Here is a 15,042-nt window from a genome sequence, read left to right as displayed (position 1 = left end):
AGGAACCCGCCTCCCTCCATGGAAGAAAGCCCTGCCTAAGCCGGCAGGGCAATGCCCGCCTTATTCCTTGCCGATACGGGTAAGCTCTGCGGCTCTCTTAATGGCATTGTCCGCATTTATCTTGGCTTGCACCTGGTGCTCACCAGTGCACATTACCTGAAGTATCCAGTGATAGTTGGAGCTCGCGGCGTCGATTTTTTCACCGGTCTTCTTGTGCAACCAAACATGCTCGACACCCGGCAAGCTGGCAACCTCCTCTTCCGTTGGCAGCGCCTCAAGCACACCACTTTCACTGGACACCAAACACTTCCAGGCAGCGCCCTTGCTGTGTCGGTAGAGACGTGTGTTTTTATCCAGATTACCCAGACAAAGCTCCACGCAATCGCCAACAATCGACCGACCTGTCGTCAGGTCCTGCATAATGGAGTGGCCGCTACCACCAACCCGCGTATTGATTTCCACCAAATGTGGACCAGTCTCGGTGATTATCATCTCCACATGGCTGGGGCCGTGGTGGTAACCGATGGCATCCAGGGCGGCGCAGGCTTTCTTTTCGATTTGCTCCGCCAACGGATGCTGCAGAGGAAAAGAAGCACCAACTTCCACACAGTCGTTGATAAGATCCCGGTCCGCGATACCGACGACCTGATGGACCCCTTCACTGAGCGTAAGAATTTCCGCACTAACCAGCCTTCCTTGCAGATAATCCTCGACTACAAATGCCTTGGAAATCCAGTCTTCATCTATACCTGCAAGTTTTCCGATCAGGGCCTCCATGTCATCTTCTCCCCGACAGACCACGGCGCCGATACTTGAATGCCCCTGAACCGGCTTGATGAAGCAGGGGTAGGCAATGTCATTCTTAACCGCAGCCAGAAATTCGGCCGTATCCGCTTTGATACAGCCAACATCATCCACCCCTTTTTCCAACAAGACTTCGCGGAACCGGTATTTGTCCTGCGCGATCTGAATCGACTCCGGATCCGGCCCCTTGAGTTTCAGATCTCGCGCGAGACGCGCTGTCATCTCCGTGCGTATTTCTGCAAAGGTGAGTACGGCGTCGACCCTGTCCAGGTTATCCTCGAGAGCCTGCTTGACCTCAGCGATGTCATTTGAATTTCTGACTTGAATCAGCTGATCCACCTGACCCAGTTTGTACATGCAGGATTCCGGGAACCATTTCTGGAAGCGTTCGTGGCTGTCGCTCACCAGCACAGACTTGTACCCCTTCGACTTGCAGTACAGGATGGCATCCAAGCCACTGAAATTCGTTTCAATAAACACGACTGTAGTCATTGGCACCGCCCTCTCACGCTGTCGCTCTTAGATCGGTTTCCATATTGATAATACGGGCGTTTTGATCCCAGAAACGCTGCCAGAAATCGATACCTGCATCGAATGATTGCTTGAACTCGCGCTTCTGCGTCTCTGTTTTACAAAAACGCAAGTAATTGGCAACCGAATGCCTGATATGCTCCGTCTCGTCCGCTCTGTGTATCTTGAAGAAGGGGCTATCTGACAAGGGCTTTTCACACTTTTTATCATGACAAAGGCAATTGAACAGAGTCTCAATGTTTTCTTCAGCGATAATTTCAAAACTGAGAAGAAGGCCAACGATCCCGAACTGGCTACTGATCCCCACCAGCGTCCGGTCCAGACCGGAAAGCACTTCTTTTATTGAGGCGGCAGACTCATTGATCAGATTGATTCCCGCATCCTTAATGGCATCGAGAAACAAGTTGGAATGAATATATTCTTTATCCCGCCCACCGAGCTCGTCATAGGCGATCTGGATCAGGTGATGCTGACGTTCCGGATCGGTCGTGAGAGCAACTGCCTTACAGAGAAATACGGGAACGTAACGAGTGAAGTCATACCAGGCGGTAGCCATACTTTCTGCGGCAGTAATGCTGCGCTTACTTTGTATAGTGGCATTGATATTGACAAATACGTTGTGCTTTGCCGCTTCTTCCTGGAAATACTTGGTCCAGTAGATGACTTCCGGATGGTCGTAATCGTAAACGCTCTCAGGAATCAGATACCTCACCTCGCGATTCACTGCTGCACCCTCTACGGCTTTCACTTCAGCTACATCTCTTGTGTCCACAGGACTCTCCTTGACTGTTGGTTGATCACTAAGCGACTGGTTACCTCAACTACCTCAACAAAGGCAGATTACCGCTGAACTTATTTACGATCCTTTTATCGCCGTACAATGCGATACCCTGGTACTGCAGCTCTTCTTCCGGCGTTTCCGCGAGCGCCTCGGCATACTCCTCATAGGATTTGGTTACCCGGGTAGCGCCAACAAGATCTATCACCACGAGGTCCGGTTCATACTCTTTCAGCTTGCCTCTCATATCCCGCAGCAAGTCGCCACTACCTTTTAGAGTCGGCAAAGCCATGGTTGTGATTCCACGACGCACATCCCCGGCACAGTCGAACAGATCTCTACCAACAATATCCGGGCAGAACTTACCGATACTCACAGCCAAAACAGCGGCGGTGTTGGCCACCACACCAACCGGCAGGTCCTCATCTATAATCAGCACACACTTTCTATCAGACATGATACGGCCCCTTATCGGCATCTAATCCATTCATCAATGATCCACAGAAGTTACAGCCGGCAAGCAGAATATTTTTGATACAAGCCGTAACGCACCATTTTTGATCACACTTATGATGCAGTTCCTTTTTTGACAACTTTCCTGGATAAGCGATACAGCCCGGATAGTGCTGCTCATCGGTCGGAGACTCTATCCCAGACACTTCCAATTGATTACCCACGAAAAATTAAAATATACTTTTTATTTACCAACATGGCTCAGGTCATATAAATGGAGTTATTGGCGTGTTAAGGGATGTCCGCTATCTGATCGTATTCGCGAAAGTAGTTGAGGAAGGCTCTTTTCGCTCTGCAGCACAAGCATTGGATATGTCTATATCCAGTGCCAGCCTGTACGTTTCCAAGCTGGAAGAAAGCCTCGGTATCGCGCTTCTGTATCGCAATACACGCAAGCTTTCACTAACGCAGGATGGAAAGGCCGTATTTGAAGTCGCGCAGCAAATGCTTCAGCTGTATTCCGACAATCTCTGTGATTACAAGAATGCCAAGAGACGGGGAGGCGGCAGGCTAAAAATTGCCATTCCAGCCATTCTTATACACAGTCGACTGGTATGTAAGATCTCTGCATTTGCCGCTCGCGAGCCGGATTTACATTTGCACCTGCAGTGCAGCGATCATCACAACGACATCATTGGTGAGGGTATCGACCTCGCGATCCGTCTCGGCGATATGCCCGATAGCGGTCTCAAGGCACGTAAGATCTTTATGTTGGACAGAGTCCTAGTTGGCAGTACTGATTTTTTGCGCCGCTACGGGCCACTGAAACACCCCCGGGATTTACAGGAGCTCCCGTGGATCGGTCTCACCATGCGCCCAAGCAGCCGCACTTTTTTTCACCCGAGCCAGGGCAGCTTCGAGATTTTTTATAATCCAGTCGCAACGGTGGATAGCGTCGAAGCCTCTTATCGTTTGGCCGCGTGCGGCCTCGGCTTGGCTGTGCCGCCAAGGTTTCTGTTTGATACCGCTGACGGTGTCGAAGAGCTGCTACCGGAATGGAAGCTACCCCCGCTGCCCGCCTACGCCGTGTGGCCCGCGAACGCGCCTGACGACAGCCCGGCACAACGACTTATTTCTCATCTCAACACCCAAGACACGCAATTGGAGGCCTGTGAACTGGTTGAAATTTAAACTTTCCCCTATGCAAAGCTGGGGGTATCCCCAGCTGATCCACGACAGTCCCGCCAACCCATTGGCAAGATAGATTTTTGTCAAGTTAACACTCCCGAGACACCTGGAAACCACAATCCCACCAACAGTCACTCTTTGGCTCAGATTGACGTTTACGTTAACGTAAAGGTCAACTATCCTTCAGACACATCTGAGGAATGCCCCATACAACGGCCCAACCCCATGAGTACAACCACTACCAGTTACAGCATCTCAGCGCTCGCCCAGGAGTTCGGGATCACTACCCGCACCATCCGCTTCTATGAAGACAAGGGGCTGCTCAGCCCTGAGCGGCGCGGGCAGACGCGGATTTACTCGCCGGAAGACCGGGTGCGCCTGAAGCTGATCCTGCGCGGCAAGCGCCTCGGGTTCTCGCTGGATGAGAGCCGGGAAATCATCGACATGTACGATCCCAGCAAGGGCAATGTGGACCAGTTGAACCGCCTCCTCGAACGCATCGACGCCAAGCGCCAGCAGCTGCGCCAGCAGCAGCGGGACATCGAGAAGATGCTCGCGCAGCTGGATGAGGCAACTGCCCGCACCCGGGCGGCGCTGAAAGAACAGACATCCTGAATCTGACCGTTTTAAACCTCTGACTGACTTCAAGCGGAGCAATCCATGAATACACCCTACCCAACCCTCAACTTCGGCCTCGGCGAAGACATCGATATGCTGCGGGACATGGTCTACAAGTTCTGTCAGGCGGAACTGGCCCCGCGTGCGGCGCAGATCGATGAGGACAATCTGTTCCCCGCCGATATGTGGAAGAAGTTCGGTGATCTGGGCCTCCTCGGCATGACCGTGGAGGAGGAGTACGGCGGCTCGAACATGGGCTACCTGGCCCATGCGGTGGCGATGGAGGAAATTTCCCGCGCGTCTGCGTCGGTGGGCCTGTCCTACGGCGCCCATTCGAATCTGTGTGTGAACCAGATCCGCAAGAACGGCACGCCGGAACAGAAGGCAAAGTATCTGCCAAAGCTGTGTTCCGGTGAGCATATCGGCGCGCTGGCGATGAGCGAGCCGAATTCCGGTTCCGATGTGGTGAGCCTGCAGTTGAAGGCGGAGAAGAAAGGCGACCGTTTTATCCTGAACGGCAACAAGATGTGGATCACTAATGGTCCGGATGCGGATACGTATGTGATTTACGCGCGCACGGAGCCGGGTATCAGTTCCGGCGGGATTACGGCATTTATTGTGGAGCGCGGCTTCAAGGGGTTCACCCAGGCGCAGAAGCTGGACAAGCTGGGGATGCGCGGCTCGAATACCTGTGAGCTGGTGTTCCAGGATTGTGAGGTGCCGGAGGAGAATATCCTGGGTCAGCTGAATGGCGGTGTGCGGGTGCTGATGAGCGGTCTGGATTACGAGCGCACGATTTTGTCCGGTGGCCCGGTGGGGATCATGCAGGCGTGTCTGGATATCGTGGTGCCTTATTTGCACGAGCGTAAGCAGTTTGGCCGGGCCATCGGTGAGTTCCAGCTGATGCAGGGCAAGGTGGCGGATATGTATGCGGACCTGAATGCGAGCCGCGCGTATCTGTATGCGGTGGCGAAGGCGTGTGACCGCGGTGAGGATTCGCGCAAGGATTCTGCAGCGGTAATCCTGTTTACTGCGGAGCGTGCGACGCAGATGGCGTTGCAGGCGATTCAGACGCTGGGTGGCAATGGCTATATCAATGAGTACGCTACTGGTCGTCTGTTGCGGGATGCCAAGCTGTATGAGATTGGCGCGGGCACTTCCGAAATCCGTCGCATGTTGATCGGGCGCGAGCTTTTTAACGAGACTCGCTAAGTTTTTTATTTATTCCGGTGGCGGTGCCACCGCTGGTGGGGGTTCGCTGGACACGCCGTGAACCCATCCCTGGGGGCTCTTCTAAAACATCCCTGTTTTAGAAGGTCCAGCGAACCCCCACCAGCGCCGGCCCCTTCGCATCAAGATTCAGACTACGAATGGCCTCGTAATTTTTTATGAATCAGATTCAGAGCAAGATTAATTCCCGCGATGCGGCGTTTGCGGAAAACCGCGAACAGATGCAGAAGATCGTCGACGATCTGCGGCAAAAGCTGGAAACCATCGCCAAGGGCGGCAATGAGCGCGCGCGGGAGAAGCACGTTTCCCGCGGCAAGTTGTTGCCGCGGGATCGCATCGATGCCCTGTTGGACCCGGGCAGTCCGTTTCTGGAGTTTTCCCAGCTCGCCGCCTATGACGTTTACGGTGAAGATGTGCCCGCAGCCGGTATTCTTACCGGTATCGGTACTGTGTCCGGCCAGCCCTGTGTGATCGTGGCCAACGATGCGACGGTGAAGGGCGGTACCTATTATCCGCTGACGGTGAAAAAGCACCTGCGCGCGCAGGCGATTGCGGAGCAGAACAATCTGCCGTGTATTTACCTTGTCGACTCCGGCGGCGCCAACCTGCCGCGGCAGGACGATGTATTTCCGGATCGCGAGCACTTTGGGCGTATCTTCTTTAACCAGGCCAATTTGTCGGCGAAGAACATTCCGCAGATTGCGGTGGTGATGGGCAGCTGTACGGCCGGCGGCGCTTATGTGCCGGCCATGGCGGATGAGTCGATCATGGTGAAGGAACAGGCGACGATTTTCCTGGCGGGACCGCCGCTGGTGAAGGCCGCTACCGGTGAAGAGGTTTCCGCGGAGGATCTCGGGGGTGCGGAGGTGCACTGCAAGATTTCCGGGGTTGCCGACCATTTTGCCAATAACGATACTCATGCTTTGCAGATCGCGCGCAATTCGGTGGCGCGGCTGAATCGGGTGAAGAATCCGGGGCTGGACGTCACCAAGCCGGTGGAACCAATTTATCCGCCAGAAGAGATTTACGGTATTGTGCCGAAGGATTCCCGCCAGCCGTTTGACGTGCGCGAGATTATTGCGCGGGTGGTGGACGGTTCCGAGTTCGATGAATTCAAGGCGCTGTACGGTACGACACTGGTGACTGGGTTTGCGCGTATTCACGGGTATCCGGTGGGTATCGTGGCGAACAATGGCATCCTGTTTGCCGAGAGTGCGCAGAAAGGCGCGCACTTCATTGAGCTGTGTGCGCAGCGCAATATTCCGCTGGTATTCCTGCAGAACATCACCGGTTTTATGGTGGGCAGGCAGTATGAGGCGGGCGGCATTGCGAAGCACGGGGCCAAGATGGTGACGGCGGTGGCGACGGCGAAGGTGCCGAAGATCACGATCCTGATCGGCGGCTCTTTTGGTGCCGGCAACTATGGGATGTGCGGCCGCGCTTACGATCCGAATTTCCTGTTCATGTGGCCCAATGCGCGCATCTCGGTAATGGGCGGCGAGCAGGCGGCGGGCGTGCTCGCACAGGTGAAGAAGGACCAGATGGCGGCGCAGGGCGAGGACTGGAGCGCGGAAGACATCGCCAAGTTCAAGCAGCCGATCATCGATGACTACGAACACCAGGGCCACCCCTACTATGCATCCGCGCGGTTGTGGGATGACGGCGTGATTGACCCCAAAGACACGCGCACCGTGTTGGGATTGTGTCTGGCGGCGGCGACTTATAAAGAGCCAGAGGAAACGAAGTTCGGGGTTTTCCGAATGTAGTTCGGAGCTTTGGGATAGTTTTGCGCGGGTCCTGCTGCCGGTATTAATTTGCTGGACACGAGCTGGGCGCCCCCCCCTCAACCCATCCCTGGACGCTCTTCTAAAACATCCATGTTTTAGACTAAGCGGCGAGAGCCGCTTAGGACGCCAAAGGCGCCCGAAGGGTGAAGGCCGAAAGGCCTGAATCAACGTCCGGCAAACAAGTTCCGGCATCAGGACCTCTCGAGCTTCGAACCCACAGGTCCTACCAGCCTGAGAACTAACGAACTGTTTTGAGCGAGAACGCCATGACCGAAAAAATGCTGTGCGAAATTGACAACGAAGGCGTGGCTACGGTTACCCTCAACCGTCCGGAAATTCACAACGCCTTCGACGATGACCTGATCCGCCAGCTCGGCGAGACTTTCGATAACCTCGCCCGCAGTGGCGGCATCCGCGCACTGATCCTCGCCTCCACTGGCAAGAACTTCTCCGCCGGCGCCGACCTCAACTGGATGAAGCGCATGGCGGATTACAGCGAAGAGGAAAATCGCCATGACGCCGCGGTGCTCGCCGCCATGCTGCACAAACTCGACCAGTTTCCGGCACCCACCATTGCCCGAGTACAGGGCGCGGCGTTCGGCGGTGCGGTCGGCCTGGTGAGCTGCTGCGATATCGCCGTCGCCGCCGAGCGCGCCAGCTTCTGCCTGAGCGAAGTAAAGATCGGCCTGCTCCCCGCCACCATCAGCCCCTACGTGATCAACGCCATTGGCGCGCGCCAGGCACGCCGCTACTTCGTCACCGCGGAGCGCTTCTCCGCCGAGCGTGCGCGGGAAATCGGGCTGGTTTCCGAGGTCGTGGCGGAAGGTGAACTGGACCTGACCGTGCAGAAACTGGTGAACAGCATCGTCGACAACGGCCCCAACGCCGTGACCATGGCTAAGCAGTTGGCCATGTCCATGTCGAACCGTGTAATCAATGAAGAACTGCAGGGGCAGACCAGTGCGTTGATTGCGGCGGTGCGGGTTTCATCGGAAGGGCAGGAAGGGTTGAGCGCGTTTTTGGAGAAGCGCGCGCCCAGTTGGATGAATACCAGCGAGGAATAAACCTCGCAGCTGGATCCCGGATCAAGTCCGGGATGACGGCACCGGTCATTCTGAACTTGATTCAGAATCCAGAAGCTACGAAGAAAAGAAATTCGAATTGAAGGCCGGGCGCCGGGTGTAGGTTTTCAGGATCGTCGCAAACAGGATGTTTGCGCCGAAGCGCCCAGGGATGGGTTCACAGCGGTCCTGAAAACCTACACCCGGTGACCGGCCGCCATGGTCCGGGAACTATGCACCCAATGGCTGTGGCACAAACCAAACACAGCGATGAAAAACCAGAGCCAGACATGATTCGCAAACTGCTGATCGCCAACCGCGGCGAAATTGCCTGTCGTATTATCCGCACTGCGCGTCGCCTCGGCATCGCCACCGTCGCGGTCTACTCCGACGCAGACGCCAACGCCCTGCACGTCCAACAGGCCGACGAAGCCGTGCACCTCGGCCCCGCGCCCGCCAGGGAGTCCTACCTCGACATCGACAAAGTCCTCGCCGCCGCCAAACAGACCGGCGCCGACGCCATCCACCCCGGCTACGGCTTCTTGAGCGAAAACGCCAAATTCTGCCGCGCCTGCGAAGAAGCCGGCATCATCTTTGTCGGCCCCCCCGCCGCCGCCATCGAAGCCATGGGCTCCAAATCCGCCGCCAAGCGCATCATGGAAGAAGCCAAGGTACCGCTGGTGCCCGGCTACCACGGCAACAACCAGGACCCCGGCATTTTAGAGGGCCATGCCAATCGCATCGGCTATCCCGTACTGCTGAAAGCCGCCGCTGGCGGTGGCGGCAAAGGCATGCGGCGTGTCGACAAGCCCAAGGACTTCCACGAGGCTCTCGCCGCCGCCAAGCGCGAAGCGCAGAACGCCTTCAGCGACGACCACATGCTGATCGAGCGCTACGTGGTCAACCCGCGCCATGTGGAAATCCAGGTGTTCTGCGACAAGCAGGGCAAGGGCGTGTACCTGTTCGAGCGCGACTGCTCGGTGCAGCGCCGCCACCAGAAGGTGGTGGAGGAAGCACCGGCCCCCGGCCTGCCCGCGGAGACCCGCAAGAAAATGGGCGAGGCCGCGCTGCGCGCGGCCAATGCCATCGGCTACGTGGGCGCCGGTACCGTGGAGTTCCTGCTGGACGCCAGCGGTGCGTTTTATTTCATGGAAATGAACACCCGCCTGCAGGTGGAACACCCGGTAACAGAAATGATCACCGGTCAGGATCTGGTGGCCTGGCAGCTGGCGGTGGCCGCCGGCGACGGGCTGCCACTGGAGCAGGACGACCTGCACATCGTCGGCCACGCGTTCGAAGTGCGCATTTATGCAGAAGATCCGGACAACGACTTCCTGCCCGCCACCGGCAAACTGCTGCGGCACCAGCCGCCGATGGAAGACAAATCCGTGCGCGTCGACACCGGCGTTCAGACCGGTGACGAAATCAGCGTGCATTACGACCCGATGATATCCAAACTCATCGTGCACGGGCGCAACCGCCGCGAGGCGCTGGGCAAACTCGACCGCGCGCTGCAGCAATACCAGATCGCCGGGCTGCGCCACAATATCGAATTCCTGCGCCGGGTGATCAACCACACCGCGTTTGTAAATGGCCGCGTCAGCACCCATTTCATCGGCGACCACGAACAGGAAATCCTGCAACAGGAACAGCAACTGCGCTCACAGCAGTGCGCCGCCATGGCCGCCTTCCTGTACCACCGCGAAGCGCGCGCGCAGCACCGCGCCGCGCCCAAGACCGACCCCTTCTCGCCCTGGCACAGCGGCAACAACTGGCGCAACGGCCTGACCTTGTGGCGCAGCCAGAAAGTGGAAGTACACGGCCGTGAGATCGAGATCCGCTTTGCGGGAAGTGAAAGCAATCTGCAATGGCAGTGCAGCGCCGCGGTGGACGCGCAGAGCGGCAACATAACGGCATTTCACGGCCAGGGCGTGGCAGTGCTGGATGGCCGCCGGGTGAATTACTCCAGCGTCGCCCACAACAACGAGGGCACGGTGTTTATCAGCGGTGAACAGCTGGATTTCAAAATTCTGCCGCCGGATATCGGCGAAAGCGCGGATGCCGCCCACGGCCTGGAAGCGCCCATGAACGGCACCATTGTTGCGCTGCTGGTGGAGCCCGGTGCGGCGGTGGAAAAAGATCAGCCGCTGCTGGTGATGGAGGCGATGAAAATGGAGCACACACTGCGCGCACCGGCGGACGGTACCGTGAATCAGTTCTTCTGCGCCGCCGGCGAACTGGTGGATGGCGGCAGCCTGCTGATCGACTTCGCTGCGGAGAACACACACGAGGAGACACCATGAGCCTGCCGGATCGGGTAAAAATGGTCGAAGTGGGCCCCCGCGATGGCCTGCAAAATGAAAAGCAACCCATCTCGGTGCAGACCCGGGTACAGTTGATCGACCTGCTGAGTGACAGCGGCCTCAAGGTGATCGAGGCCGGCAGCTTCGTGAGTCCCAAATGGGTGCCGCAAATGGCGGCAAGCGAAGAGGTGTTGGCCGGCATCCAGCGCAAACCCGGTGTGATCTACAGTGCGCTCACCCCCAACATGGTGGGTTACGAGCGCGCGCGCGACGCCGGCGCGGACGAGGTGGCCGTGTTTGGCGCAGCCTCCGAAAGTTTCACGCAGAAAAATATCAACTGTTCCATTGAGGAGAGCCTGCAACGTTTCCGCCCGCTCGCCGAACAGGCCCGCGCCGACGGCATTCCAGTGCGCGGTTATGTTTCCTGTGTGCTGGGCTGCCCCTACGAGGGTGAGATCCGCGCGGAAAAAGTGGCGGAAGTAAGCCGCGCGCTGCTGGACATGGGCTGTTACGAAATCAGCCTCGGCGACACCATCGGTGTCGGCACCCCGGAAAAAGCGCGCTACATGATTGAAACCGTGGCGCGGCAGGTTCCAATGGAAAAACTCGCGGTGCACTTCCACGATACCTACGGCCAGGCGCTGGCCAATATCTACGCGGCGCTACAGACGGGTGTCAGTGTGGTGGATTCGGCAGTCGCCGGGCTCGGCGGCTGCCCCTATGCCCGCGGCGCCTCGGGCAATGTGGCGAGCGAAGACGTGCTGTACATGCTCGACGGCCTCGGCATTTACACCGGCGTGGACCTGGGCAAGCTGGCGGAGGCCGGCAACTTCATCTCCCGCGCGCTCGGGCGCGAGAGCAACTCGAAAGTGGCAAGGGCTATTGCCGGCGAGTGCGGAACCATCGAGGGCGATTAGGAGTCTCTGGATTCATCTCGATCTGCTAACATCGGGCGTTCTCACAAGAACGCCCTTTTTGTTTGTTCCCAATTCGCCCCCAAACTAGTTGTCGATAGATGAAAGCCCTACGTTACCTCCTCATCGCCGTGTCCGCCCTGCTGTTGCTGGCCGCCTTGATTGCGCCCCGCCTGATTGGCCCGAAGGTGGAAGAAGTGCTGCAACAACAGCTGGCCAACCAGCCCAATATCGAATTGACCGGCTACCAGCGCGGCTGGTTCAGCGCTGAGGCCCTGACCCTGCTGAAGGGCAAGGACGGCGCGACCGAGGTCTTTAGCGAGATTAAGCACGGTCCGTTGCTGTTCACCAGCCGCGGCCCCCGCATCGGTGTGCTCTACGCCAAGACCCGGCTGACCGGCAACGAGCTGGAACCGGCACTGCGCCGTCAGCTGGAGGCCTATTACGGCTCCCTCGACGACCTGGGCCCCGGGCTGAAGAACAGCCCGATCCTGGTAGAGACCTTGGTTGGCGCCAATAACCGTGTCACCAATACCCTGCGCCTGCAGTCCATCGACCGCAATGAAGGCGACCAGCAGATCCAGTTCGAGGGAGCCAGCATCCGCCTGGTCACCGACTATCGGGGCCAGCAGCAGGACAGCAGCTTCAAGCTCGGCGAGTTCGTGCGTATGGACGGCCACCGCGAAGCGCTCTACCTGCAGTCTGGCACTGGCGAGTTCAAGCTGGACCCGAGCGGCGCCGGTACCCTGCAACTCAAGCTGCCATTGGTGCGCACCAACAACGATTCCGGACCGCTGGAGCTGCGGGATGTGACTCTGAGCTACACCGGTAAACTGGTGGCCAGGCACACCCTGAATGTGCAAACCGAACTGTCGCTGCCGGAAATTCAGTCCTCCACCCCGGCCAGCAGCCTGACCCAGCGGGTCAACCTGCCGGAGATCAGCTACGACGACCTGCACCACTACCTCTACAGCCTGCTGCTCAGCCCGTCCGCGCAGCGCAGCTGGCCGCAGGTATTCGCGCGCCCACTCAAGTTGCAGCAGCAACTGGATATCGCCACCGCCAACGGTCCTATGCAACTGCAGCTGGATGTGGACTGGAAAGGCACACCGAAAAACCACTCGGTGCAGAACGACAAGCTGTTCTGGCTCGATAACCTGAACGGCACGGCCAACATCAGTGCTGCGGAGCAGGCGCTGATGCAGTCACCTCTGATTGCCCAGGCCAGCGCGTTGAAACAGTACGGCTTTTTGCAGGAGAGGGACGGGCAACTGAACATGCTGCTGCAGCTGGAACGCGGCAATCTTCAGGTCAACGGCCAGTTATTGCCGGCCGACCTTTTCATACTGGCAATGACCAGCGGTTTCTGATTTCCCCTTCCGCCGCCCCCACAAAAAAAAGCGGCCTTCGGGCCGCTCAACGTTTTCTCTCATGAATTGTCAGCCAACGTTTCTCTCACCGTTTACCGGCATAAGCTGAAAGCGCAGGCTCGATTTCGTTTATCCGTAGGCGGGGCGATTGTCCGCCAGGGTCAGCCAGCCGCGGATCACGCGATACACCATCCATATCCAGCTGATACCCCATACCGCAAAGCCCACCAGAATCCACACCGTGGCCCAGCCCACAACAAACCACAACAGGCTGTACCAGAAGGTACGGATCTGCCAGCGGAAATGAGATTCCGCCAGAGTGCCACGCACATCGCCGCGTTTGACGTAATTGATGATCACCCCGATGAAAAAAGGCACCGCCGTAAACAGGCTGATGGCCTGGATCAGGTAGACCAGAGTGGCGATGTCGCGACCGGCGCGTTCGCGCTCGATCTGTTGCGGAGCGGGGTACTGCTCGGACATGGGCAGAGGTTCCATTGTGAAAGGTAAGCGCTAAGTGTAGGCGCAAATCGCGCTGACGATAACCGCGCGGGACGGCGCCCGGTCGCAGTTAGCGCGGCGTCTACCTCAAAGCCCACTCCGTGTGCACGTTTTTTTCGCGCCAGGATTTCAGCTGCTGGATTGAGGTCCGCATCAGCGCCAGGATCTCGGTACGCTGGTGGCGGCAGTAATCGCGTTCACTGTCGATGGACAGTCGCGCCGACAGCGCCTTGAGCCTGTTGGCCACCACTTCGAGCCCCACGCTCTCCGCCTGTGCAGCAATGGTCTGGGCCTGCTGCTGGGCATCCAGCCAGTGGCGGCCGGTCAGAGCACTGGTAAAGGCAGTGATCTTTTTCGGCAGATTGGCGACGCGGTCTCCCAGCAGCTCGGCGAAGGCCAGATGCCCGAGGGTGTCGCGCTGGCGCTCCAGCGTACTGGGGTTCAGCATTTTAGCGGTGCGCCCGGGCGTGACGGCAACGGAGCCCTGGCGCGTTTTCTGTTCCGCCCACGACAGTATCTGCGACAGCTGGGCATCGCTCGCGGGCAGCGGCAACACACCGGAAAGCCCGCGCTGCACGTACCGCTCTTTGTCTCCGGCGCGAATATCCGTCACCAACCCGACAATGAGGAGTTCGGAGTTGCCGAAATCCCCGCGAATCTTGCGCGCGGTTTCCACACCATCAATCAATGGCAGCCGCACGTCGATCAGCACCAGATCAAATTTTCCGCGCAGCGCCGCGTCGGCGCCATCGACACCATTGGTTTCCCGGCGCACCTTGTGGCCACGGGCTTCAAGCCGCGGGCAAAGTGATGTGTGGGTATCATTTTCCACCAGCAGGATAGCCATCTCACGCAGGCTCGGTTCGGGTATCGAGGCGCTTGCGGCCCCCGGCACGGCCTGCTGACCCGAGCGCTGGAGTTCTTCAATACAGCTGCGCAGCTGCCGGCATTGCCCGATTGCCGCCTCGGCCAGTTGCCGCACTTCGCCATTGGTGGCACGGGCGAGCAAGTTCATGGTGCTGACCAGGGTTTCCAGGGGTTTGCGCATACGGTGACTGGTAATGGAGAGAAAATCGCAGTGATCCTCCCGCACCTGTTCCGCCGCCAGCCTGGCTTCGTCCAGCAGTTTGTCCCGCGCCATCAACTCGTGCAGCCTCGACTGCACCTGGCGAAACAGCTTGGCATTTTCCACCTGCAGATCGGTCACTTGAACCGCTCCCGCTTCACGGGTTGCGCGCTCCCTGACTCTGGCCGCCAACCATGCCGCCGCAAACCCCGTCGCAGCCAGCAGTAGTACCAGCGCCCAAGGCAGCGGTATCTGGATTTCCAGAAGCCCGGCACCGACCTGGGCCTGGGCCGCCGGACTTAGCAACAGGACGGCAAGCCCGCCGAGAGACACTCGCGCCGCCGGTAACAGCGATCGGGAAAAAGAAATAACAGACTGACAACCGCCCAGGGGGCGGGATAAGGGTATGGTGTTATTCATCCTTGTAACCACATTTGG

The 15,042-nt window shown here is 58.2% G+C and carries 13 protein-coding genes; 8 read left to right on the top strand and 5 right to left on the bottom strand.

What is annotated here, in order from left to right; genetic code table 11:
• Positions 1-60: 60 nt before the first annotated feature.
• The 3 genes from FDY93_RS03865 to FDY93_RS03855 are packed head-to-tail and all read right to left on the bottom strand — an operon-like array spanning position 61 to position 2,570.
• The gene (locus tag FDY93_RS03865; RefSeq protein WP_138234418.1) at positions 61-1,296 is read right to left on the bottom strand and encodes an ATP-grasp domain-containing protein; all 1,236 of its coding nucleotides are present in this window, start codon (positions 1,294-1,296) and stop codon (positions 61-63) included.
• Between the two features lie 13 nt (positions 1,297-1,309).
• On the bottom strand, positions 1,310-2,107 hold the full coding sequence (locus tag FDY93_RS03860; protein WP_205827961.1) for an iron-containing redox enzyme family protein: 798 nt from the start codon (positions 2,105-2,107) through the stop codon (positions 1,310-1,312).
• A gap of 49 nt (positions 2,108-2,156) precedes the next feature.
• Complete coding sequence (locus FDY93_RS03855) at positions 2,157-2,570, bottom strand: DUF2000 domain-containing protein (RefSeq protein ID WP_138234417.1); 414 nt, start codon at positions 2,568-2,570, stop codon at positions 2,157-2,159.
• Positions 2,571-2,854: 284 nt separating this feature from the next.
• Here FDY93_RS03855 and FDY93_RS03850 point away from each other — a divergent pair, with 284 nt between their 5' ends.
• The 8 genes from FDY93_RS03850 (at position 2,855) to FDY93_RS03815 (ending at position 13,037) form a co-directional block, all read left to right on the top strand.
• Positions 2,855-3,757, top strand: coding sequence for a LysR family transcriptional regulator (locus FDY93_RS03850; protein WP_138234416.1), 903 nt, complete (start codon positions 2,855-2,857; stop codon positions 3,755-3,757).
• A gap of 222 nt (positions 3,758-3,979) precedes the next feature.
• Complete coding sequence (locus FDY93_RS03845; RefSeq protein WP_138234415.1) at positions 3,980-4,369, top strand: MerR family transcriptional regulator; 390 nt, start codon at positions 3,980-3,982, stop codon at positions 4,367-4,369.
• Between the two features lie 45 nt (positions 4,370-4,414).
• A complete protein-coding gene (locus FDY93_RS03840) occupies positions 4,415-5,584 on the top strand; it encodes an isovaleryl-CoA dehydrogenase (protein ID WP_138234414.1) in 1,170 nt (389 codons plus the stop codon).
• Between the two features lie 176 nt (positions 5,585-5,760).
• On the top strand, positions 5,761-7,368 hold the full coding sequence (locus FDY93_RS03835; protein ID WP_138234413.1) for a carboxyl transferase domain-containing protein: 1,608 nt from the start codon (positions 5,761-5,763) through the stop codon (positions 7,366-7,368).
• Between the two features lie 287 nt (positions 7,369-7,655).
• Entirely contained in the window at positions 7,656-8,453 is a 798-nt protein-coding gene (locus tag FDY93_RS03830) for an enoyl-CoA hydratase/isomerase family protein (RefSeq protein ID WP_138234412.1), read from the top strand.
• A gap of 287 nt (positions 8,454-8,740) precedes the next feature.
• Complete coding sequence (locus FDY93_RS03825; protein ID WP_138234411.1) at positions 8,741-10,753, top strand: acetyl-CoA carboxylase biotin carboxylase subunit; 2,013 nt, start codon at positions 8,741-8,743, stop codon at positions 10,751-10,753.
• Positions 10,750-11,670, top strand: a complete 921-nt coding sequence (locus FDY93_RS03820) for a hydroxymethylglutaryl-CoA lyase (RefSeq protein ID WP_138234410.1) — start codon at positions 10,750-10,752, stop codon at positions 11,668-11,670. Before FDY93_RS03825 ends, FDY93_RS03820 begins: the two co-directional genes overlap by 4 nt.
• A gap of 98 nt (positions 11,671-11,768) precedes the next feature.
• Positions 11,769-13,037, top strand: a complete 1,269-nt coding sequence (locus tag FDY93_RS03815) for a DUF945 family protein (protein ID WP_138234409.1) — start codon at positions 11,769-11,771, stop codon at positions 13,035-13,037.
• Positions 13,038-13,166: 129 nt separating this feature from the next.
• Here the strand turns inward: FDY93_RS03815 and FDY93_RS03810 are convergent, their stop codons facing one another.
• Entirely contained in the window at positions 13,167-13,520 is a 354-nt protein-coding gene (locus FDY93_RS03810; protein ID WP_138234408.1) for a DUF4870 family protein, read from the bottom strand.
• 100 nt (positions 13,521-13,620) lie between these two features.
• Positions 13,621-15,024 (bottom strand): ATP-binding response regulator, encoded by a 1,404-nt coding sequence (locus FDY93_RS03805; protein WP_171018879.1) that lies wholly within the window; start codon positions 15,022-15,024, stop codon positions 13,621-13,623.
• Positions 15,025-15,042: the final 18 nt, after the last annotated feature.

The organism is Microbulbifer harenosus (assembly GCF_005771435.1).
Taxonomy (GTDB): domain Bacteria; phylum Pseudomonadota; class Gammaproteobacteria; order Pseudomonadales; family Cellvibrionaceae; genus Microbulbifer; species Microbulbifer harenosus.
Note: the sequence above shows the minus strand (reverse complement) of the source record. Positions and strands in the feature narration are given on the sequence as shown.